The organism is Acinetobacter brisouioides (assembly GCF_004331075.1).
GTDB lineage: Bacteria > Pseudomonadota > Gammaproteobacteria > Pseudomonadales > Moraxellaceae > Acinetobacter.
Genome location: NZ_SJNX01000003.1, coordinates 182,218 through 203,950 on the forward strand (window position 1 = coordinate 182,218; position 21,733 = coordinate 203,950).

The window sequence follows — 21,733 nt, forward strand, 5'->3', positions numbered from 1 at the left end:
AAAAATGTTTTTAACCTAATCAGCAATAACGGCATGTCAATATGCTAAAAACTAAAAAGGATGATGAGTTGTTATGAAAATATGGCTTAAAAAATATGATCGGATTTTTTTGAGTGCTGGCGTGCTTAAAGTGAGCTTGTTATTGGCAATTGTGCTCTCAGGTGGACACATGCGTCCAGACTTATAAATCGAAAAAGCTGAATCCCTTTAGAGATTCAGCTTTTTTTGTGCTTAAGCCGTAACAGGACTTGAGGTTACGCGTTGTTTAATCACCGTATAACTAATGCCTGTCACAAAACTACCAATCGCAATCGCCAGCAGGTATTGCAAAGGATGGTTAATGGCATTTGGAATGACCAAGGCAATAATTCCGCCATGTGGTGTCACCAATTGGCATTTAAACATGGCAACCAGTGCGCCTGTTACTGCGCCCCCTGCAATGGTACATGGAATCACACGAATCGGGTCTTTGGCTGCAAAAGGGATTGCCCCTTCCGAAATAAAACACAAACCCAAGACAACCGCAGCTTTACCTGCATCTTGCTCAGCTTTCGCAAATTTATTTTTTGCCAAAAAGGTCGCTATCGCCATACCCAAAGGTGGCACCATGCCTGCGGCCATGGTAATTGCCATCGGCTCGTAGGTTTGCGAAGTCAACAACCCCACCGTAAATGCATATGCGGCTTTATTGATCGGCCCACCCAAATCGATACACATCATGCTACCCAAGACCACGCCCATAATCATGGCATTGGTTGTTCCCATATTCGCTAGAAATATTTTTAATAATTCAAAGAGATGAGCAACAGGTTGTCCAACGACATAAATCATGATCAGACCCACTGCCAGACTAGCAAGTAAAGGAATAATCAGAATGGGTTTTAAGGCTTCTAGGCTCGATGGCAGTTTGACTTTTTTGGCAAGAAATAGCGCAATATAACCTGCTAAAAAACCTGCGACCAAACCACCCAAGAAACCAGCTTGCAGTTGTGCTGCCAGTAAACCACCGATCAAACCTGGGGTTAAACCAGGGCGATCGGCAATCGAATAAGCAATATAACCAGCAAGCATCGGAACCATCAGGGTAAATGCAGCCCCCCCAATTTGTTTCAGCGATGCGGCAAAACTGCCATCGATAGGATTTAGACCAAAAATAAACGAAATCGCAATGATCAGACCACCCGCAACCACCATGGGCAACATGTAGGACACGCCTGTCAGCAAATGTTTATAGATCCCAACTTTTTCTTTTTTCTCGGCAGATTCACTCGCGCCTGCCTGTTGTTTACCTGACTCTAGAACTTTGGCTTCCTGAATTGCACTGGCAAAGGCTTTATCAGTCTGCTTCAATGCAAAGCCTGTACCACAACGATACACGCGCTTGCCGACAAAGCGATCGGTATTAACTTCAATATCGGTGGCTAAAATCACGATATCCGCATCAGCAATCGCCTCAGGCGACAAAATATTTTTCGCTCCAACCGAACCTTGAGTTTCGACATGAATCTCATAGCCCAGTTTATCAGCGCCATGTTGTAAAGCTTCAGCCGCCATAAAAGTATGGGCAACACCTGTTGGGCAAGCCGTAATCGCCACAAATTTGCGTGCTTCTGTCGAAGTTTGTGTCGGTTGTTGTGACCATTGTGCTGGTGTTTTGGCTGAATCTAGCGCTTGTTGTAAGGCTTGCGCCGTATTCTGTTGTGCTTGTTCCAAAGACAATAAAGCGACTTTCTGTGCTGCAATACTGTGTAATGCAGGGAGTTTATCACCCAGTACAACCAATAAATCTGTGGAAATGCTGAGTGCTGACTCAAAATTTTCTACAACTTGGACTTGATACCCTGTTTGACCTGCAACCTGTGCGAGTTTTTTTGCCAAAATCAACGCATTGATCGACTGTTCAGGGCTATGCGGAACAAATAAAATCTGGTGAATTTCTGACATCATATTAACTCAATGAATTGATGACGATTTGTTGCTTCAAATCTTCAATAACAGATAAATCTGGTACATGAAAACCAATCTGGGTCACGGCATGGCTGGCAATCGCAGTTGCTGTTTTTAGCGTTTCTTTAGGGCTATTGTTACTCAACAAGCCATGAATCATACCCGCAACCAGTGAATCGCCTGCACCTACAGTGCTTTTGACTTGAACGCTTGGCGCTTGGGCATGCAGTGGGTGTGTTGGATGCAGCCAGTTCACACCTTGCTCTCCCATTGACACAATAATATGCTGAATCTGCATATGACCCAGTGATTGAAACAATTGCTGCTGTTCAGCAAAACTGTTTGCCGGCAAATGATAAGTTTCTGTTAACTCATCACTGTTGGGCTTGATCAGCCACGGGTTGGCTGCAATTGCAGCACGCAATGCAGAACCGCTGGTATCTACTGCGACTTTTTTACCCTCTCGATTGAGAAACTCAATTAAGGCGCGTAGTTCGCTTGGCTCAAAACCTTGTGGCAAACTGCCAGCAATCACCACCATATCAATATCGGCAATCATGGCTTGGATTTTTTCGCGCAACTGCTGCTTAGCGTTGGCATCAATATAAAGACCCTGACCATTAATATCAGTCATGCGACCCGAAGCTTCCGCAATTTTAATATTTTGGCGAGTTTCACCCTGAATATAAACAAACTGGTTTTCAAAGTATTCTTTGGCAAAATGCGCATCAAAAATCTGACGATTCGCCTCACCTAAAAAACCTGTCACCACCACATCATGTCCCAAATCTTTGAGTACTTGTGCGACATTTAAGCCTTTACCCGCAGCATGGGTTTGCACAGCATGATGGCGGTTGACTTCACCCACATGCAGCACGTCAAGTTGCAACGTAACATCAATTGCGGGGTTGAGCGTCACTGTTAAAATTTTTGCCATAGAACTTACTCAACTAAATCACGAACTGCGGTTGCACTGTCACACAACAATGCACGTTGTGCCAATTGCTGACAATCAGCAAAATTTAACTGGCGTATCTGTGCTTTGACTAAAGGAATACGCGTGCTCGACATACTCAGCTCATCTACCCCAAGTCCCATTAAGACAGGAACAGCTTTCGGATCACCTGCCAATTCACCACAAATGCCGACCCATTTGCCATGCCGATGCGCTGCGCGTACGGTCTGATCAATCAACAATAAAATACTTGGGTGCAAACCATCTGCCTCGGCAGACAACACAGGATGACCACGGTCAATCGCCATGGTGTACTGGGTCAGGTCATTGGTTCCAATACTGAAAAAATCAACTTCCTGCGCCAAAATTGGTGAAAGTAATGCTGCTGCAGGGACTTCAACCATGATGCCCACTTCTAAATGTTCACATGGATGCTGTACACGCACTTCATCCAAAATGGCTTTGGCTTCGCGCCATTCTTCTACACGCCCAATCATTGGGAACATAATCCGTAATGGACGGTTATCCGCCGCTTTGAGCAATGCCACCAATTGCTGACGTAGCAATTCAGGTTGACGCAAGGTTAGACGAATACCACGTAAACCCAAGAACGGGTTTTCTTCAGGTTCCATCGGCAAATATGGCAGTGGTTTGTCACCACCAACATCGAGCGTACGCACCACCAGTGGACGACCTGCCAAGGCATCAAACACCACGCGGTAATCCGCTTCTTGAACTGCTTCATTTGGCGCACTGTTATGTGACATAAACACCAATTCTGTTCGCAATAAGCCAATCGCTTCCGCGCCTTGCTCAACTGCTTGGGCAGTGGCGTGGACTTTACCAATATTCGCCGCAATCTCGACCGAATGCTGATCTAGGGTAATCGCAGGTTCCAGACAATGTTGCTCCGCTTGCTCACGCAGTTGACGCTGACGCTCCCGCTCAGTAATCGCCTGTTCAATGCGCTGTGCTTCGGGTTTCACCACAAATTCACCCGTATCGCCATTGATCAACACCACACTATGATTTGCAATATTGAGTACAGCCGCGCCTGCCCCAACCACCGCAGGAATGCCTAGCGCACGTGCCACAATTGCACTATGTGCGCTGGCACCACCCACAGCAGTTAAAATGCCCGCAACACGGTCTTTATTTAAGCGCGCCACATCACTTGGCCCAACGTCGTGCATCACCAGAATATAGGGTTCTTGTGGTTCGGTAATTTCTGGTGCACCACACAACACTGCCAATACACGCTCACCAATATCGCGTAAGTCAGCCGCGCGTTCTGCCAACAAACGATCATTTAAAGATTCTTGGGCTTTGGCAGCCGCTTCAATATGCTCATGCCATGCGGCTGCAGCAGATAAGTTCTGCTTCATTCCTCGTTGTACACTCTGGATCAGATCTGGGTCATCCAGCATTTCCAGATGTGCCATAAAAATCTGTTTAATCGCATCAATCGAACTTTGGGCAATAAACTGGCGAATACTGTTTTTGACCTGATGAATTGCGATATCGAACTTTTCTGTTTCGACTTTAACGCTCGAACCAAAACGCTCATATTGGAACTGGCGTGGCTTGACCACATGTGCAGGGCCAAATGCCAGACCTGATGATGCAGCAATACCATGACTCTGATCTGGGACAGTCAGCGTTGATACAACTGGATTTGTAGGTTCAGGCGCAACGATTGTGTCAGCCTCGTCTTGAATGGGTTCAACCTCTTCACCCAAACCTTGTTTCACTGCGGCAATCACTGCACTTAAACCAGCGACGGCATCGGTTTCAGGTTCTGCAATAAAGGTCAGGGTTTGCCCACGTTTACACCCCAGTGACAACAGCTTGGTTAAGCTCTTGGCAGATACAAATTGCCCACCATCAACAGACACCTGTATCTCACCTTGAAATGCTTTACAGGTGTTGACTAACTGTGTGGCAGGCCGAGCATGCAAACCGTGCGCATTTGCCAGAATCACGCGCTGTGATGCCCAGTCAGGAATCACATCTGCACCAATCAACTGGGCCAGATGTTGCGCATCTTGCTGTTGGCTCAGCGCTTGTAACTGCTCAGGATCAAAGAAAATATCCATGAGTCGGTTAAACTGTGACATGTCCAGCTGCGGATTGCTGGCAATACATAACAATGTACCCAGTTTTTGATCTTGATACTGAATCGGCTGCTCAGCTTTAATGATACTCACCGCAGGGCTGAGTACATGCTGATTGGCGCTGATTGACCAGATATCTTCACCCAGATGAATCATGTTTTTGGGTTGTAACTGGCTTAAAAAGCCACATTCCACCATTTTTTGTTGTTTCAACAATTGGCTAGCTTGCCAGAGAAAATCATCAATATCAGTAACAACGGCTTGTGTTGCAATCAGATTTTCATGCAAATTCAGAGAAGGTGGCTGTGCTTGTAATAATTCAATAATTTGCTGAGCAGATTGAGCATTTTGCACACGCTCAGAGACATCATCGAGCAATGCTCGGGTCAGAATTTGTAAAACTTGTAAATGTTCATCTGACTTTGCAGCAATCACTACTGCTAAATAAATCTTGTTTTTACCATCCCAGACCACACCTTCAGGGAAGTGAGCCAAACGTACACCTGTTTCTAAAATGTACTGGCGTGACTGTGGTGTCCCATGAGGAATCGCAATTCCCTGTCCCAAATAAGTTGCACTTTGCTGTTCACGCCCAATCAGACCTTGAATATATTCAGGTTGAACCAGTTGATCTTCAACCAAAATATCCACTAGACATTGCAACGCCTGAGCCTTATCGACAGCATGCTGATTCATCCGAACATGTTGTGTATCTAGCGCTAACATAAGAATTCCTTGAAAAACGTCATAAGTCGAGTTGAGGCGGTGCCTTTCTAGAAAAAAAAGAAAGGCGGATTCTACTCGGGTTTGCACTGAAAATCAGTTTTTTGATCATCATAACTTGGGTTTTTTGTGGCGCAAAATCATAGCTTTTAAATATTAATTGAGAATTAAGCTATCGCGCCTAAAGATTAGACAAATCGGAAACTTACAAATAGCATAATCATCGCGTATTTATTCAGCAAACCAATGGGTGTCATGGGCTTAGTACAGCAGTATCATGCCTAAAAAGCTTTTATAATACCTGTTGTATATTTGCATCAGAGATGGATATGACCCCTGCCTGTAAGTTGCTTCAATCGAAAAAAATTTCATTTAGCCTGCATGAATATGAACATGATGCCAATGCCAAAAGTTTCGGACTAGAAGCCGCAGAAAAACTCAATCTGGCTGTACATGAAGTCTTTAAAACCTTATTGGTCACAGATGATAAAAACCATTATGTTGCGGTGCTTCCTGTCAACCATCAGTTAAACCTGAAAAAAGTCGCAACTGCGCTGGGCTGTAAAAAGCTACACATGGCAGACCCGAAAGATGCCGAACGCCTAACTGGTTATCTGGTCGGTGGCATTAGCCCATTAGGACAAAAAAAACGCCTGAAAACCGTGATTGATGCCAGCGCAGAAACTTTGGCAAAAATCTATGTCAGTGGTGGAAAACGCGGACTGGATGTCGGTTTATCACCGCAAGATTTGGCTCAGTTACTCGGTGCTCACTTTGCCGATATCGTTGATGTATAAAAACTGATGTATCAAATAAAAAAAGACCTCACACGGAGGTCTTTTTTATGCAAATCGGCAGATTAAATGAACTGCAAGAACAGCCAGTAAAGCGATGCAGAAAGTACCATCGCACATGGCAAGGTCAACACCCATGCCATCAAAATGCTTTTCACGGTTGCCCACTGCAACCCTGATTTATTCGCGGTCATGGTGCCCGCTACTGCACTGTTTAAGACATGAGTGGTACTGACAGGTAAACCAAATTTATCTGCGGCAATAATCGTTCCCATCGCGACAAGTTCAGCCGACATACCCTGACCATAAGTTAAATGTGTCTTTCCGATACACTCACCAACAGTCACTACAATACGCTTCCAGCCGACCATGGTTCCCAGCCCCAAAGCCAACGCAACCGCGACTTTGACCCAAGTTGGAATATACTGAGTGGCTTTGTCGAGGTTCTGGCGATAATCGTCTATAGTCGCTTTTTGTGCAGGTGACAACTGTGTTAAATGATTGCCTTTATCCAGCTCTTTTAAGCTCGCATTGCTGAGATACATGTCATTACGTAAGTTGACGGTAGCTTTCTCAGGCACGTTTGCCATGCTGCCGTAACTGGCAACTGCTTCACCCAAATGATTCGACAAGCTTGCCACAGCAGGCATGACCTGTGGACTGTATTGATGTGTTTGAATAAATTTCGTCAATACATCGCGTGCCTGTAGTTCAGGCATGGCAGGTTGATTGGTAACTAAAATATGCGACGTTTTTTCTGACAAAGCTGCAAAAGACTGCACCTGCGCAGGATCCATAGTTTTATTTAAAGAATAAGCCAATGGCACAATCCCGATCAAAATCAGCATGATCAAGCCCATGCCTTTTTGACCATCATTTGAACCGTGAGCAAAGCTCACCCCTGTACAGGTACAAATCAACAAGATACGTACCAAAAATGAAGGTGGCTTATTACCTTCTGGGGCAGTAAATAATTCTTTTTGACGCTTTTTCATGACCAGTTTTAGCAACAGGAAGGCTACAGCAGCTAAACCAAAACCAATCAGTGGCGAGAAAAACAAGGCTTTGGCAACTTTTAGAACCTGCCCCATATCCACACCGCTAACGCCATCGGTTGCCGAGTGCAGCAACTGGTTCATGATGCCCACACCAATAATTGAACCAATCATGGTATGTGAACTTGATGCTGGAATACCAAAAAACCATGTCCCTAAATTCCAGAGAATCGCCGCCAGCAGCAAGGCAAACACCATCGCAAACCCTGCGCCACTATCGACATGTAAGATCAGCTCAACAGGTAATAACGCAATAATTCCGTAAGCCACCGCGCCACTGGCAGTCAAAACACCCAAAAAGTTAAAAAAGCCCGACCACATCACTGCAACAGGGGCAGGCATGGCATTGGTATAAATTACGGTGGCGACAGCATTGGCTGTGTCATGAAAACCATTGACGAACTCAAATCCCAAGGCAATCACTAACGCCATTCCCAGCATGATGAAAGAAAACACGCTCAGTGGTGGAACTTGTGACAAATCAAAAGTCAGTTGCACGCCAATATAAGTTAAAGATGCCAATACCACTAAGGCAAAGACATATTTAAACCACTGCGGCGCAGGAAGATGAATATTTTTAGAAGAAGAATTTATTGTGTTTTGGGCAATTGCTGGCGCTGGATGCGCTTCAGTAACAATCGATGCCTGATGATTCATGTGATCGGTGACATATCATAAAATTGTGCAAATTTTGCGACCAATTTATGATAATTATATGACATTTTAAATTCGTGTTCCTTAATCTATGATTGACACTTTTACAGCGTCAAAAATGACTGACCTAAAATATAAATCAGCCGAGCCCAATCAGCATTTATCAAAAACTGGATACACAAAAATGTTATCTATAACTGCTCGAGCCAAACCAATATTTTAAGATGCTGTTTATGCAATATTTTTGATAAAAGATGAGCCTGAGTAATAATGTTCATCCAACTCAGGTTAAACCTGAAACCACCTAAACCTTCTCAATGATCAAGACTTCAAAAACAAGGTTCCAATATGCCCCTCTAAAGAGGGTATAACTGTCAATCCCAAACGCATTTCTCTATAAACGAATAAAATAAACCAAAAAAAATTTGCTTAATCACTGTGTCAAGAGTGACTGGATTTCCATTTTGTCTAAAAAATAAATAAAATTAAGTAAATACCAGTTTACCTAAAAAAAATTTAATCAGGTTTCATTATGCTCGATAGCAAACAATGTCAAGCGTTTCTCGCTGTTGCGGAAACTGGCAGCTTTGAATACGCCAGTTTACAGTTACATTTAACCGCTTCCGCAGTGTCACTTCGTGTACAGGCACTCGAGCGGCAGCTTGGGCAAATGTTATTGATTCGCGGACGACCTTGCAAAACCACACCTGCAGGTGAGCAATTGTTGCAACATTTGCAGCGTCAGCGCTTTATGGAACAGAATTTTCTACAAAACCTACAGGGCAAACAGGCAAATTCTGAGTTTATTAAAGTGATTATTGCCAGCAATGCCGATTCACTCGCGACCTGGTTACTTCCCAGCCTACAAAATATTGTTATTCAACAACAAATTTCCCTCGAAATTCGCATAGATGATCAATCCCTAACCCATGCACTTCTCGAAGCTGGACAAGCTCACGCCTGTATTTCAGCAGAAGCTCAACCTTTACGGGGTTGTCTAGTCAAAGCCTTGGGCTATATGCGTTACAAAATGGTGGCAACCCCTGATTTTATTGCTCGCTGGTTTAAGCACGGCGTTACTCGCCAAAGCCTGATACAAGCGCCTGCGGTTATTTTCAACCAGAAAGATCACATGCATCAAAATGTACTACTGAAACTGCACGGTTTGACTGCAAACAGTTATCCCTATCATTTCATTCCATCGTCCGAAGCCTTTGTACACGCCATTCATCGTGGTTTAGGTTATGGTCTTGTACCTGACTTACAGCTCGGTGCAGCATTAGAACTTGTTGAATTGGTTGAAATTTTACCTGAAGCACAAACCGATATTTTGCTGTACTGGCATCATTGGCAACAACAATCCACGCCATTACAACAGCTCACCCTGCAGATTTGCCAGAACAGCCAGCATTTTTTGTATCCAGTTTAATGTGTTAGTCAACGTGAACTTTATACCGTCTTGTACGCTGTGCAACAAAACATCTCAATACATTCATTTTTACCGCGTTATCCTATTGTATTGTACGCGCGAGTCATAAGGAGAGATCTATGAACAAAGTAAAAGTGATCTTGGGAAGCTTAGCGATTATTTCAATGTTGAGCTTGTCAGGTTGTTGTCTATTTGATCCTTTCTGGTGGGGTGATGGTCCTCATCATGGAGGTGGGCACTATGAGCGAGGCGGTTATGGCGAAGGTCACGGCGGTGGTCGTGGTGAAGGTCGTGGCGGTTGGTAAACCCTACTAATCTGTCTGTAGTCGCTACTGGGTATGCACCACAGCTAACCCAATAGCGACTCATTTTAAGCAACAGCAAATTCACTGTATTGATTTCTTAATATTTCTTAAAAAAATTTTTAGTATTTTTATAATTAATCACTTTAAAATATTTTAGAATAAAAAACGACCAGTCAAATCATAAAAATAAGATATTGAAATATAAAAACTTAATTAAAAAATAAATTTAATCTATTTTAAATAAAACCATATTTTTTTATGTCTTTAGTGCCAATTTTCACAGAAAGTCAGCACATTGGCTCTTTCTCTATATCCAAAAATGGCTCTCGTTTCTTTGCCCTCCAAACGACAAATTAAAGTTATTGGAAGTATGCATACACGACTGCTGCTCTTTATGTTGTTGTAACAAAAGCCGATTCGAGTTGAGTTCGACACACTATCGAGCAGCATTTTTGCAGGACATTTGCACATCAAGCTGCATTTAAAAATGCAAAATCCCAAGTCATGAATTAAGGAAAATCGTATGGCAACACATCAGGCTGTTTATGTGCATACCGCTCAAAGCAGTCGCCATTTTAGTGGTCTCAGTCTTCATGACCCAAAGATCATTTTTTTCAATAAAAGGGGAAATTGGCATCAGCCATGTATCAGGCGGATCCAATATGGCTGTCAGGGCTACATTTCTTAGCGTATTCAGCACACCTAAAAGCAATCCTTTTCGTCTTACTTGCAGAGTAGCTCGGCTTGTCCTTGCTGCGGAAGGCGCACGCTTTTTTTCAGGCATTGCGCGCTCAATTAGATTCATTTTTTCTTTTTTGTGAAGGTTTTTTATGACGCAAACCCATGAGAGCAACTCCTCCTCTCACGATTTAAAACACGGACTTAAGTCACGTCATCTTACAATGATCTCGATTGCAGGTGTGATTGGAGGGTCATTATTTATAGGTTCAGGAAGTGTCATTTATTCTGCTGGTCCAGCCGCAATTGTAGCTTATGGATTGGGTGGATTACTGATTCTGTTTATTATGCGTATGTTGGGTGAGATGGCTGTGCTCAACCCAGATAGTGGTTCATTTTCCACCTATGCTGACCGTGCAATTGGGCGCTGGGCTGGCTTTACCATTGGCTGGTTGTATTGGTGCTCTTGGGCATTACTCATGGGTTGGGAAGCTTATGTTGCGGGTAAAATTTTAAATAGCTGGTTTCCGCTGATTCCAATCTGGATCTATATGCTTGCGGTAATCACTGCATTAGTCTTGGTGAACCTGCAAAACGTGAAGAATTACGGCGAATTTGAGTTCTGGTTTGCTCTAATCAAAGTGATCGCGATTATCATTTTCTTGGTGATTGGTAGTTTAGCCATTTTACATCTCTGGCCATGGGCTGCACCGTCGGCTCAGGGCTTTGCCAACCTCACGTCTCAAGGCTTTATGCCAAATGGTTTTTCATCAATTATCACGGCTTTACTTGGGGTGATGTTTGCCTATATCGGTGCGGAAATTGTCACGGTTGCTGCGGCTGAATCAGATAACCCTGCACGAGAAATTCGAAAAGCATCCAACTCGATTGTTTGGCGAATCATGCTGTTTTATGTCGGTTCCATGTTCATTACTGTGTGCTTGATTCCACACAACAATCCACTTTTAAAAGATGCAACTTGGGGAACATACAGTGTGACTTTAACGGCGCTGGGTGTGCCTGAAGCACGTCACATTGTCAACTTTGTGGTACTCACTTCGGTCTGTAGCTGCTTTAACTCGGCACTCTACACCTGTTCACGCATGTTGTTCTCTCTGTCTAAACGTGGTGATGCACCAAAAAGCTTTGGTTCAATCAACACAAAAGGCAGCCCTTGGATGGGTGTCTTAGTCTCTTGTAGCTTTGCCGTGTTTGCTGCCATTTTGACAGCCACAGGCAGTATGGACGTCTATGATATTTTCATGTTGGCAACGGGTACAGCCGCACTTTATGTGTACCTGACCATTGCATGTTCACAACTTCGTTTACGCAAGAAACTTGAAGCAGAAGGTCAAAAAATTGACTTTAAAATGTGGCTCTTTCCTAGCTTAACCTATGTGGTGATTTTTACCATTATCGGTGCAATTATTATGATGCTGATTGAAGGCACTTACTTCAAAGAAGTTATCTATACCTCAGGTTTAGCACTGTTTATTGTCATTCTTGGTTTATGTGCCCAGAAGTTTAACTGGGGCAAAGAACAACAATCCGAACTAAATCAAGAAAAAATACCAGGTTAAATCCATCACTGCCGCTACTGAAAAACCCACCCTGTGTGGGTTTTTTATTGAGCCAATTCGGCGAACTTTTTTAAATATTATTTTCTCTGATTCATCAGCGTTGCAACTCAGCCTCCCTATTACGCTCAGCATTGCAATCAAAAGAAATATCTCAAGTATGCACCCTATCCTGCATCAGCTTTAAATAAGCGCACCATCAGGCAAATGAACGCTCTTGTCATACGCTATATTTTTACAACGACTGTTTTAATATTCCCCATATCTTGGCTAAATTGAGGGATACAAATTGCTTATTTTTTTATATTCCTAAAAATCCGAAGCCATAGTTTTCACAAAAACTACTTTACGTGATAGGTAAATGTCATATTTTTGCAAAAAAAGTTTCGTATTTTGAAATGTGGTTTTATTCGATTTTTACAGATAATTAAACGCACAATATAGCGTGATTATTTTTGTATATTCGCATGAAAAATATAAGAATAAAAAAAACCATTTGATAAAAATATGCGATAAATATCACATTTTATTTAAGATAAGCCACTCATTTTTCAATTAAATTACACAATTGGCTCTTTCTGCATGTCAAGAAATGGCTCTCGTTTATTGGTTGGCGACCCATCAAATTAAAGTTACTGGAAGTATGCATACACAAATGGTGTTGTTTACCAGATTGCTTGTTTCTCTATGCAATCTGGCGGCAACTCAACAAATTTGTAGGGCATTTGTATTTCATCATGCAATGCACTAAGTCATGAATTAAGGAAAATCATATGGCAACACATCAAGCTGTTTATGTGCCTGCCACCACAAGTGGTCGCCATCACATAGCTCTTCAAAGTCATTATCAGACAGCTTCTTTTTCACATTTTGGGGGCATTGGTCTTGTTGCCAATGCAGTTGCAATGCCTCTCTTAGGCAAAGCGCATTTACGCTCTCCTTTTTCCTTGCAGAGTAGTTAGGTTCGTCCTTGCTGCGTATCCACAGTGCCTTCGGGCAAATGTGAGTTCGATATAAATCCATTTTTTCTTTTTTGAAGGTTTTTTATGACGCAAGCAAATCAAGCCTCTCTCTCTCAAGGCTTAAAAAATCGCCACGTCACCATGCTGTCTATTGCTGGTGCTATTGGCGCAGGTTTATTTGTTGGTTCGGGGCATGCCATCGCTTCAGCAGGTCCTGCTGCTATTTTAGCTTATTTCATCGCAGGAACGCTGGTGGTTCTGGTCATGCGTATGCTGGGTGAAATGGCTGTTTCACAGCCCGACAGTGGTTCATTTTCAACCTATGCCGATCGTTCGATTGGTAAATGGGCTGGATTTACTATTGGCTGGTTGTACTGGTGGTTCTGGGTATTGGTCATTCCATTTGAAGCCAATGCTGCTGCTGCCATTATTAACTCTTGGATTCCAGGCGCACCAGTTTGGTTGCTCGCCTTTCTTATTACCGCCGCACTGACTGTAACCAACTTATTTAGCGTAAAAAATTACGGTGAATTCGAGTTCTGGTTTGCATTAATCAAAGTAGTGTCGATTATCGCATTCATTATTTTTGGTTGTGCTGCTGTGTTTGGTTTCTCTCCAAATCCAGAAGTCAGCGGGGTTAAACACCTATGGGATCATGGTGGTTTTATGCCAAATGGTTGGGGGCCAGTCTTGGCTGCGTTACTAACCACCATGTTCTCATTTATGGGTTCTGAAATTGTCACAATCGCAGCAAGCGAGTCGAAAGACCCTGAACATCAAATTACCAAAGCAACCAACTCGGTGATTTGGCGTATCGCACTGTTCTATATTGTGTCAATCTTCATTGTTATTGCGCTTGTGCCTTGGAATGACCCGCGCTTGCCAGATATGGGTTCATACCAAACAGTATTGTCTACATTGCATGTACCACACGCAAAACTACTGGTCGATATTGTGGTATTAACTTCTGTAGCAAGCTGCCTAAACTCAGCACTCTATACCGCTTCACGTATGGTGTATTCTTTAGGCATGCGTGGTGATGCACCTGCTTTCACCAAAAAAGTAAACAAACAACATACGCCTGTATATGCAGTTTTCCTGTCTACAGCGGTTGCGTTTATCTGTACCTTTGCCAACTATGCTGCACCAAAAGCCGTCTTTAACTTCTTACTCGACAGCTCTGGGGCAATCGCCTTGCTGGTTTATTTGGTCATTGCATTCTCACAATTGGCGATGCGTAAAAAATTGGTGGCTGAGGGTAAACAATTAACCATGAAGATGTGGTGCTTCCCATATCTGACTTGGGCAGTAATTGTTTTCATCATCGCAGCACTCGTGATCATGGCATTTGATCCAGGCCATACTCATGAAATTACTTCAACTGCGATTCTCAGTGTGTTCGTGGTGATCTCAGGTTTGATTGTGACCAAGCGCCGCAATGAAAAAGCACCTTCAGCTATAGCTGAAAGCGAATAATCAAATTGAATACAGGCATAAACATATGCCTGTATTTACAGGTTGGTGGTGCGGAAAAAGTAAATTTGGTCAGGTTATTTCAGATTACTGTGCTTGGCATGAGCATGGTAATACTACTCTCCCAAATCCCTGACTTTGCGAGTTCTCACACAGTTTACTTTTTTCGATAACATCAAGTTGGTCTAGCGACCAAGGGGAAACAAGGAGATTTGGCGATCTCCTTGTTTTTTTTATTGGTAGATTTAATTCAGTGTTGGCACACCCGCTTCACGTAAGCACTGCAATAACACGCCAAATGCCATCACCATGTCTTTTTCATCGACACAGGCAAACCCCATCAACAAACCACGCTGCGCACGCGCATGCGACTGCATATAGTATTGTGACAATGGACGTACCTTCACTCCACGCTCTAGTGCCTTGGTGGCAATCGCGACATCATCACAGTAGGTTGGCAGTTTCATCACCAAATGTAATCCCGACGCTTCATCGTATTCATGCAGAAAGTCTTTACCCAAATACCGATAAATCAAATCGATCAGGAAAGAACGGCGCTTACCGTAGAGTAACCGCATACGGCGGATATGCGCTTCATAATGCCCTTCGCGAATAAACTCCGCCAATGCCTTTTGCACCAGCAAATGCCCACCCCGATACAGTTCAGCCGCGACTATGCGTAGTGGTGAGAACAATGGCTTTGGCACAACCAAATAACCAATGCGCAGCGCTGGATAAATGGTTTTACTAAAAGTTCCCATATAAATCACAGGCGCTTCAGGTTCTAAACCTTGTAAAGATGGATATGGCTGCCCTGAAAAACGGAACTCACTGTCGTAGTCATCTTCAATAATCCAGCTACCATGCTGACGTGCGATGTTCAGTAATTGTTTACGGCGTGCCAGACTCAAATGTGAACCGAGCGGGTATTGATGTGATGGGGTGACAACAATCAGTTTGGGAGCTTGTTTGGGGTTATCTTCTGGAATAATCCCCTCGATATCGACAGGCATTGGGCGCAAATGCAGCCCGTTAATACGCAAAGTATTGCGCATGCCCCAATAGGCAGGATCTTCAATCCAGACATGGTCACCAATATCACTCAGCGCCCGTGACACCAAATCTATTCCTTGGTGAATGCCTTCGGTAATAATAATCTGATCGACATCACACTGCACTGAACGCGCTACACGCAAATAGTCGGCCAAGGCACTACGCAACTCAACGCAGCCACCCGCATTGCTATAAATCAAACGATTAATATCAGGTTCACGGCTTAGACGCGCCTGAATTCGACTAAAAATATGATGAGGAAATTCAGTAACATCTGGCACTCCAGGCACAAAAGCCCCCCACTGGTGCGGAGATGCAGCAGCATACCCCATCAGACTTGCTCCACGGTTAGACATAGTATAATCGCGCCGTGGTGGTTGCAAATTTGGCTGTGCTTTCTTTTTCTGGCTATTTAAAAATGCTTCAGGCAGTTTCTCGGCAACCCATGTGCCATGTCCTGTACGTGCTTCGACATAGCCTTCAGCTTGAAGCTGTTCATAAGCCGTTAGTACGGTATTTCGTGACACATGAATTTCGCCCGCCAGATCACGCGATGCAGGTAATCGAGTCTTCGGCTGCAATACCCCTTCCATAATGGCACTACGCAAACAACGAAATAACCGTTGATGTAGCGTGCCCTCGGCGTCTTGTTGTAATCGTTGCAACAAATGATCTCCAAGCAGGCTACGCAATTGGCTCTCTCCTTCTGTATTAAAGTGGCTCTCGTTAGTTGCCGCCTAAAGCGCGAAATTATAGCGATACACAGTGATTGTAAACCATCATGATCCATCATGATGCTATACATACGTAAAAGCTGTAACCGATGACAAAAATGAGGGATTAACATGAGCGATAAACATACTGCACTGAACGAGCGCAAGCAACAAGCAACACCACGTGGCGTAGGTGTAATGTGTCAGTGGTATGCAGAAAAAGCTGAAAATGCAACACTTTGGGATGCTGAAGGTAACCAATTTATCGACTTCGCTGGTGGTATCGCGGTATTGAATACAGGTCACCGCCACCCGAAAGTGATTGCAGCCGTGACTGAGCAATTGACTAAATTCACGCACACTGCTTACCAAGTTGTTCCTTATGAAAGTTATGTGGCTTTGGCTGAACGTATTAACGAACGTGCTCCGATTGAAGGCGCTGCAAAAACAACATTCTTCTCTACAGGCGCTGAAGCTGTAGAAAATGCAGTAAAAATTGCACGTGCTTACACAGGTCGTCACGGCATCATTACTTTTGGTAACGGTTTCCACGGTCGTTCTTTCATGACCATGGCGATGACAGGTAAAACTGCACCTTACAAACGTGACTTCGGTGTTATGCCTGCTGGCGTATTCCACGCACGTTACCCAGTTCCTGCTAAAGGCGTATCTGTCGAAGACGCCCTTGAAAGCATCGAAAATATTTTCAGTGAAGATGTTGCAGCACATGACGTTGCAGCAATCGTTCTTGAACCAGTTCAAGGTGAAGGCGGTTTCAACGTTGTTCCTGCTGAATTCTTAAAACGCCTTCGCGCACTTTGCGACAAACACGGTATCTTGTTGGTTGCTGACGAAGTTCAATCTGGTTTCGCTCGTACTGGTAAATTATTTGCCATGAACTACTTTGAAACTAAAGCAGACTTGATCACTATGGCGAAAAGCTTAGGTGGCGGCTTCCCAATCTCAGGTGTTGTAGGTCGTGCCGAAGTTATGGACGCGCCAAACCCTGGTGGTTTAGGTGGTACTTATGCAGGTAGCCCAATTGCAGTTGCTGCAGCGCATGCCGTGATCGACGTGATCGAAGGTGAAAACCTATGTGAACGTGCGAACGAATTGGGTGCTGAATTGGTTACAACATTAGAAAGCATCAAACAAGCTACTGGCAATGTAGTGACTCATATTCGTGCATTAGGTTCTATGGTTGCTGTTGAACTTGAAACTGCTGAACAAGCAAAAACTGTACAACAACATGCAATGGACAACGGTCTATTGATCTTGACTTGTGGTAAATATGGTAACGTGATCCGTTTCTTGTATCCATTAACCATTCCTGTTGAACAATTCCGTCAAGGTCTAGACATCTTGAAACAAGGTTTTGCAACTTTAAATACAACAACGAATTCTGCGGAGCACTCTGCATGATCCAAACCAACTTGCAGTATTTGCTAAAACACCCAGATATTGCGTTTGAAGCACCTGCTTCAGACGACTATATCGAAGTGAATGACGCTGCTACAGGTGAAACGCTGGCGTGGGTAAAAACCTACGACAGCGCAGCTGTTGAAGCAGCCATTTTACGTTCGGAAAAAGCGCAGGCAGCTTGGAAAAAACAAACTGTGACTGCTCGTGCAGACGTATTGTGGGCATGGTACAACCTCATGCTGACTCACAAAGAAGATTTGGCACAAATCTTAACGGCTGAACAAGGAAAACCATTGGCGGAAGCACGTGGTGAGATTGCTTATGCAGCCTCTTTCATTCGTTGGTTTGCTGAACAGGCACGTCGTATTGACGGTGAAGTTTTACCATCAGTGCAACCACAACAACGCTTACTTGTGATTAAACAAGGCATTGGTGTGACTGCGGCGATTACCCCTTGGAACTTCCCAGCGGCAATGATCACCCGTAAAGCAGCACCAGCGATTGCAGCGGGTTGTTCTATGTTGGTTAAACCAGCAGAACAAACCCCGTTAACTGCTTATGCGCTTGAAGTACTTGCACTACAAGCAGGCTTGCCTGTTGATGTTCTCATTAACATCAGCGGTGATGCTGCAGAAGTCGGCAAAACTTTATGTGACAGCGACATCGTACGTAAACTCAGCTTCACAGGTTCAACCCAAGTGGGTCGTATCTTGATGCAGCAATGCGCACCAACCATCAAGAAACTTTCTCTTGAATTGGGTGGTAACGCACCTGTGCTGATTTTTGATGATGCGAACCTGGATCAATCGGTTCAGGGCATCATGGCAAGTAAATACCGTAACAGCGGCCAAACTTGTGTCTGCGCAAACCGTATCTATGTTCAGGACGGCATTTATGATGCATTGGCTGAACGTTTGGTTGAAACTGTAGCGAAACAGTTGAAAGTTGGTGACGGTCGCCATGAAGGTTCAACTCAAGGGCCGTTGATTGATGAAAAAGCTGTCGCTAAAGTTCAATCACACATTGATGATGCCGTAGCGAAAGGTGCGCAAATCCGTATTGGTGGTAAGCGTTCTGAGCTGGGTGCAACATTCTTTGAACCAACCGTGTTGACTGGCGTGACGCAAGACATGAAAGTTGCCAAAGAAGAAACGTTTGGTCCGCTTGCTCCATTGTTCCGCTTCAAAACTGAAGACGAAGCTGTGGCAATGGCGAACGATACTGAGTTTGGCTTGGCAGCTTACTTGTTCACTCAAAACACAGCACGTCAATGGCGTGTCGGTGAAGCACTCGAATACGGTATGGTCGGCATCAACACGGGTGCGATCTCCAATGAAATTGCTCCGTTTGGCGGTGTAAAACAATCAGGTCTTGGACGTGAAGGTTCGAAGTTCGGCATTGAAGAGTATCTCGAAATGAAATACTTGTGTGTTGATCTTTCTGAATAATCATTCAGACAACCCATTAAAAAAACCAGTCTCGCCCATTCGATGACTGGTTTTTTTATACCTGCTGTTTATCTTGATTTTATGATTAGATTTCTTTCATCAATCCTTTTTATTTCTCCCTATGATAAAAAAATAAAGAAGGTGTAGACAATGATGAAAGAAATCTATTGATCTTGGCGTTGTTTACGTTGTGCCACCATTGCCCAATAACTGGCGAGCGCAGGCCCTGAAATATTGTGCCACAAACTAAAAATGGCACTTGGCAATGCGGTTAATGGCGATGCAGCAAAATGCACGGCTGCCAGAGCAACTCCTAACCCTGAGTTTTGCATGCCCACCTCTATCGCCACCGCTTTACTGTCAAAATAAGACAATCCCAAAATACGGCTTGCCCAAAAACCCAATAAAAAACCAAAACCATTATGTAGTGCCACAATCAGCAAGACCAGCAAACCCGACTGCAACAATGCCGTTTTACTGGCTGCAATAATCGCCGCTACAATCAGCACAATCGCCACCACAGAAATCAAAAGCATGATTTCAATATAAGTATTAATTTTGTTTTTCAAAAACATACGCATCACTAAGCCCAAGGCAATTGGACACAGCACCACCTGTAAAATCGACAGCAGCATGGAACTAGCATGAATCTCAATCCATTGACTGGCAAGCAGATAGAAAATCGCAGGAGTTAAAATGGGTGCAAGTAAAGTCGATACTGAAGTACACGCGACCGACAACGCCGTATTGCCTTTTGCCATAAAAGTAATCACGTTAGAGGCTGTTCCCCCTGGGCAACAGCCCACTAAAATCACGCCGATCGCCAGTTCGGGCGGTAACTGGAACAGCTTGCACAGCAAATAGGCCAGACTTGGCATCACCACAAAATGTGCTGCTACACCGATCAGAACCGCTTTGGGGTTGTGCACCACACTTTTAAACTCACCCACCGTCATGGTCATCCCCATACCAAACATGATCACACCAAGCATGAGTGGAATATAATGGGTTAGCCAAACAAATCCTTGTGGCAGATACAATGCAATCCCTGCAAATAGCACCACCCACAGCGCAAAACTTTTCTGGACAAACTGAATCATCGATAAAAATAATTTCATGAAATCACACGTCAAATGAGGCTTACAGCAGCATCTCAAAAATGAAAAACCTGAGTTCGATATAAAATGCATAGAAATTATAGAATATATTGAAACATCAGTGGCATGTTTAAGGTCAGAACTAATTTTGCAAGATATTGTTTTTAAATACATTAAAAAAAACAATAACATCCGAATGAGTTTGCAACTGAAAAATGCTTTTGCCCTTATGCAGCGATGCTGCTCATCGCGAAAACCATGCGAAACAGCATTTCCCAAGTCGAACCTGAACGAGATTGAAATATATTTCAATCGACGTGCAAGACGTAGTGATTTAATCCTGAAATACGAGCTAAACCTACAAGGCTAATTCATCATGATTCATTTATTTTCAATATCTTGTGTAAAACTTTTCGCCAAATTCAGCTTAACTAAAAATAAATGTCTATTTCTGAGCAGCCAGTATCAATACTAAAAAAATCATACATTTGCACATTTACAGATTCAATCGCATATAAAAACATTCCCATTCTAGCCAAAGGTATGGCACAAGAAACTGCTGGAACCCAATACTCAACAACAACTATCTATATTTGAAAGGTCACTCCCTTTAAATACCATTTCAAACACAGATAAGAATTTTGCCGACTTCTTAGTCGCGAAATACCCTTAGAGCTGGCTAGACTGTAAACGAATCACACCCAACGCTTGCATCGCCTCCCACGCCTGTTGTAAAGAGCCATTTAAGTCGATTGGCGCAGTCGCATCTTCAATCACATAGGTCTGAAAGCCCAATTTCACTGCATCCATTGCAGTCCATGTCACGCAAAAATCAGTCGCAATTCCAACGACATATACTGTCGAAATTCCAACTTCTCTTAAATAGCCTGCCAAACCTGTTGTGGTGGTTTGATCTGCCTCTAAAAATGCCGAATAACTGTCAATCTCGGCATGCCATCCTTTACGAATAATGAGTTGTGCGTGAGGAATGCTGAGTAGAGGGTGTAGTTCAGCATCGTGTGTACCTTGCACGCAATGACTTGGCCAAAGCACTTGTGTGCCATAACCGAGCTGAATGGTCTCAAAAGCTTGTTTGCCCGCATGATTTTCAGCAAAAGAAATATGGTCGGCAGGATGCCAATCTTGAGTGAGCACCACATGCTGAAATTTTTGAGCCAATTGATTAATTAATGGAATAATCTGGTCGCTGTCGGCCACCGCCAAGTGGCCGCCTGGAGTAAAACCATTTTGAATATCAACCACGATCAGGGCGCTCTGCTCCAGATGCATTTTTATTCTCCTATCAATTCACTAATTGCTGATATCAGTCAAAA

At 43.6% G+C, this 21,733-nt stretch carries 16 protein-coding genes; 8 read left to right on the top strand and 8 right to left on the bottom strand.

Annotated features, from left to right (window positions below):
- Positions 1-231: 231 nt before the first annotated feature.
- The 3 genes from E0H77_RS05875 to ptsP are packed head-to-tail and all read right to left on the bottom strand — an operon-like array spanning position 232 to position 5,742.
- Positions 232-1,944 (bottom strand): fructose-specific PTS transporter subunit EIIC, encoded by a 1,713-nt coding sequence (locus E0H77_RS05875; RefSeq protein WP_131375937.1) that lies wholly within the window; start codon positions 1,942-1,944, stop codon positions 232-234.
- 4 nt (positions 1,945-1,948) lie between these two features.
- Entirely contained in the window at positions 1,949-2,884 is a 936-nt protein-coding gene (gene pfkB / locus E0H77_RS05880) for a 1-phosphofructokinase (protein ID WP_131375770.1), read from the bottom strand.
- Between the two features lie 5 nt (positions 2,885-2,889).
- On the bottom strand, positions 2,890-5,742 hold the full coding sequence (gene ptsP / locus E0H77_RS05885) for a phosphoenolpyruvate--protein phosphotransferase (RefSeq protein ID WP_131375772.1): 2,853 nt from the start codon (positions 5,740-5,742) through the stop codon (positions 2,890-2,892).
- Between the two features lie 326 nt (positions 5,743-6,068).
- Between ptsP and ybaK the strand changes: the two genes are divergently transcribed.
- On the top strand, positions 6,069-6,536 hold the full coding sequence (ybaK, locus tag E0H77_RS05890; RefSeq protein WP_131313159.1) for a Cys-tRNA(Pro) deacylase: 468 nt from the start codon (positions 6,069-6,071) through the stop codon (positions 6,534-6,536).
- A gap of 62 nt (positions 6,537-6,598) precedes the next feature.
- Here ybaK and E0H77_RS05895 read toward each other — a convergent pair whose 3' ends face one another.
- Entirely contained in the window at positions 6,599-8,245 is a 1,647-nt protein-coding gene (locus E0H77_RS05895; RefSeq protein ID WP_131375774.1) for an inorganic phosphate transporter, read from the bottom strand.
- A gap of 529 nt (positions 8,246-8,774) precedes the next feature.
- On the opposite strand from E0H77_RS05895, the gene E0H77_RS05900 reads away from it, so the two are divergent.
- Together E0H77_RS05900 and E0H77_RS05905 are read left to right on the top strand one after the other, a co-directional pair.
- Complete coding sequence (locus tag E0H77_RS05900) at positions 8,775-9,671, top strand: LysR family transcriptional regulator ArgP (protein WP_131375776.1); 897 nt, start codon at positions 8,775-8,777, stop codon at positions 9,669-9,671.
- A gap of 119 nt (positions 9,672-9,790) precedes the next feature.
- Positions 9,791-9,976, top strand: a complete 186-nt coding sequence (locus E0H77_RS05905; protein WP_131375778.1) for a hypothetical protein — start codon at positions 9,791-9,793, stop codon at positions 9,974-9,976.
- 502 nt (positions 9,977-10,478) lie between these two features.
- Here the strand turns inward: E0H77_RS05905 and E0H77_RS05910 are convergent.
- The gene (locus E0H77_RS05910) at positions 10,479-10,760 is read right to left on the bottom strand and encodes a hypothetical protein (protein WP_131375780.1); all 282 of its coding nucleotides are present in this window, start codon (positions 10,758-10,760) and stop codon (positions 10,479-10,481) included.
- A gap of 46 nt (positions 10,761-10,806) precedes the next feature.
- On the opposite strand from E0H77_RS05910, the gene E0H77_RS05915 reads away from it, so the two are divergent.
- The 3 genes from E0H77_RS05915 (at position 10,807) to gabP (ending at position 14,669) form a co-directional block, all read left to right on the top strand.
- Positions 10,807-12,234 carry an amino acid permease gene (locus tag E0H77_RS05915; RefSeq protein WP_131375782.1) on the top strand — a complete coding sequence of 476 codons (1,428 nt, stop codon included), beginning with the start codon at positions 10,807-10,809 and terminating at the stop codon, positions 12,232-12,234.
- Between the two features lie 770 nt (positions 12,235-13,004).
- The gene (locus tag E0H77_RS05920; protein WP_131375784.1) at positions 13,005-13,193 is read left to right on the top strand and encodes a hypothetical protein; all 189 of its coding nucleotides are present in this window, start codon (positions 13,005-13,007) and stop codon (positions 13,191-13,193) included.
- A gap of 84 nt (positions 13,194-13,277) precedes the next feature.
- Positions 13,278-14,669 (top strand): GABA permease, encoded by a 1,392-nt coding sequence (gene gabP / locus E0H77_RS05925; protein ID WP_131375786.1) that lies wholly within the window; start codon positions 13,278-13,280, stop codon positions 14,667-14,669.
- Between the two features lie 242 nt (positions 14,670-14,911).
- Here the strand turns inward: gabP and pdxR are convergent, their stop codons facing one another.
- Positions 14,912-16,411, bottom strand: a complete 1,500-nt coding sequence (gene pdxR, locus E0H77_RS05930) for a MocR-like pyridoxine biosynthesis transcription factor PdxR (protein WP_131375788.1) — start codon at positions 16,409-16,411, stop codon at positions 14,912-14,914.
- Between the two features lie 153 nt (positions 16,412-16,564).
- On the opposite strand from pdxR, the gene gabT reads away from it, so the two are divergent.
- Together gabT and E0H77_RS05940 are read left to right on the top strand one after the other, a co-directional pair.
- Entirely contained in the window at positions 16,565-17,854 is a 1,290-nt protein-coding gene (gene gabT, locus E0H77_RS05935) for a 4-aminobutyrate--2-oxoglutarate transaminase (RefSeq protein ID WP_131375790.1), read from the top strand.
- A complete protein-coding gene (locus E0H77_RS05940; RefSeq protein WP_131375792.1) occupies positions 17,851-19,302 on the top strand; it encodes an NAD-dependent succinate-semialdehyde dehydrogenase in 1,452 nt (483 codons plus the stop codon). Before gabT ends, E0H77_RS05940 begins: the two co-directional genes overlap by 4 nt.
- A 164-nt stretch (positions 19,303-19,466) precedes the next feature.
- On the opposite strand, the gene E0H77_RS05945 is transcribed toward E0H77_RS05940, so the two are convergent.
- Together E0H77_RS05945 and pncA are read right to left on the bottom strand one after the other, a co-directional pair.
- A complete protein-coding gene (locus E0H77_RS05945) occupies positions 19,467-20,420 on the bottom strand; it encodes a bile acid:sodium symporter family protein (RefSeq protein ID WP_131375794.1) in 954 nt (317 codons plus the stop codon).
- Positions 20,421-21,068: 648 nt separating this feature from the next.
- Positions 21,069-21,689, bottom strand: coding sequence for a bifunctional nicotinamidase/pyrazinamidase (pncA, locus tag E0H77_RS05950; RefSeq protein ID WP_131375796.1), 621 nt, complete (start codon positions 21,687-21,689; stop codon positions 21,069-21,071).
- Between the last annotated feature and the right edge of the window lie 44 nt (positions 21,690-21,733).

Coding starts and splice junctions, on each gene's coding strand:
- E0H77_RS05875 (WP_131375937.1), bottom strand. CDS start 1,944: ATGTCAGAAATTCACCAGATTTTATTTGTTCCGCATAGCCCTGAACAG.
- pfkB (WP_131375770.1), bottom strand. CDS start 2,884: ATGGCAAAAATTTTAACAGTGACGCTCAACCCCGCAATTGATGTTACG.
- ptsP (WP_131375772.1), bottom strand. CDS start 5,742: ATGTTAGCGCTAGATACACAACATGTTCGGATGAATCAGCATGCTGTC.
- ybaK (WP_131313159.1), top strand. CDS start 6,069: ATGACCCCTGCCTGTAAGTTGCTTCAATCGAAAAAAATTTCATTTAGC.
- E0H77_RS05895 (WP_131375774.1), bottom strand. CDS start 8,245: ATGAATCATCAGGCATCGATTGTTACTGAAGCGCATCCAGCGCCAGCA.
- E0H77_RS05900 (WP_131375776.1), top strand. CDS start 8,775: ATGCTCGATAGCAAACAATGTCAAGCGTTTCTCGCTGTTGCGGAAACT.
- E0H77_RS05905 (WP_131375778.1), top strand. CDS start 9,791: ATGAACAAAGTAAAAGTGATCTTGGGAAGCTTAGCGATTATTTCAATG.
- E0H77_RS05910 (WP_131375780.1), bottom strand. CDS start 10,760: ATGCCTGAAAAAAAGCGTGCGCCTTCCGCAGCAAGGACAAGCCGAGCT.
- E0H77_RS05915 (WP_131375782.1), top strand. CDS start 10,807: ATGACGCAAACCCATGAGAGCAACTCCTCCTCTCACGATTTAAAACAC.
- E0H77_RS05920 (WP_131375784.1), top strand. CDS start 13,005: ATGGCAACACATCAAGCTGTTTATGTGCCTGCCACCACAAGTGGTCGC.
- gabP (WP_131375786.1), top strand. CDS start 13,278: ATGACGCAAGCAAATCAAGCCTCTCTCTCTCAAGGCTTAAAAAATCGC.
- gabT (WP_131375790.1), top strand. CDS start 16,565: ATGAGCGATAAACATACTGCACTGAACGAGCGCAAGCAACAAGCAACA.
- E0H77_RS05940 (WP_131375792.1), top strand. CDS start 17,851: ATGATCCAAACCAACTTGCAGTATTTGCTAAAACACCCAGATATTGCG.
- E0H77_RS05945 (WP_131375794.1), bottom strand. CDS start 20,420: ATGAAATTATTTTTATCGATGATTCAGTTTGTCCAGAAAAGTTTTGCG.
- pncA (WP_131375796.1), bottom strand. CDS start 21,689: ATGCATCTGGAGCAGAGCGCCCTGATCGTGGTTGATATTCAAAATGGT.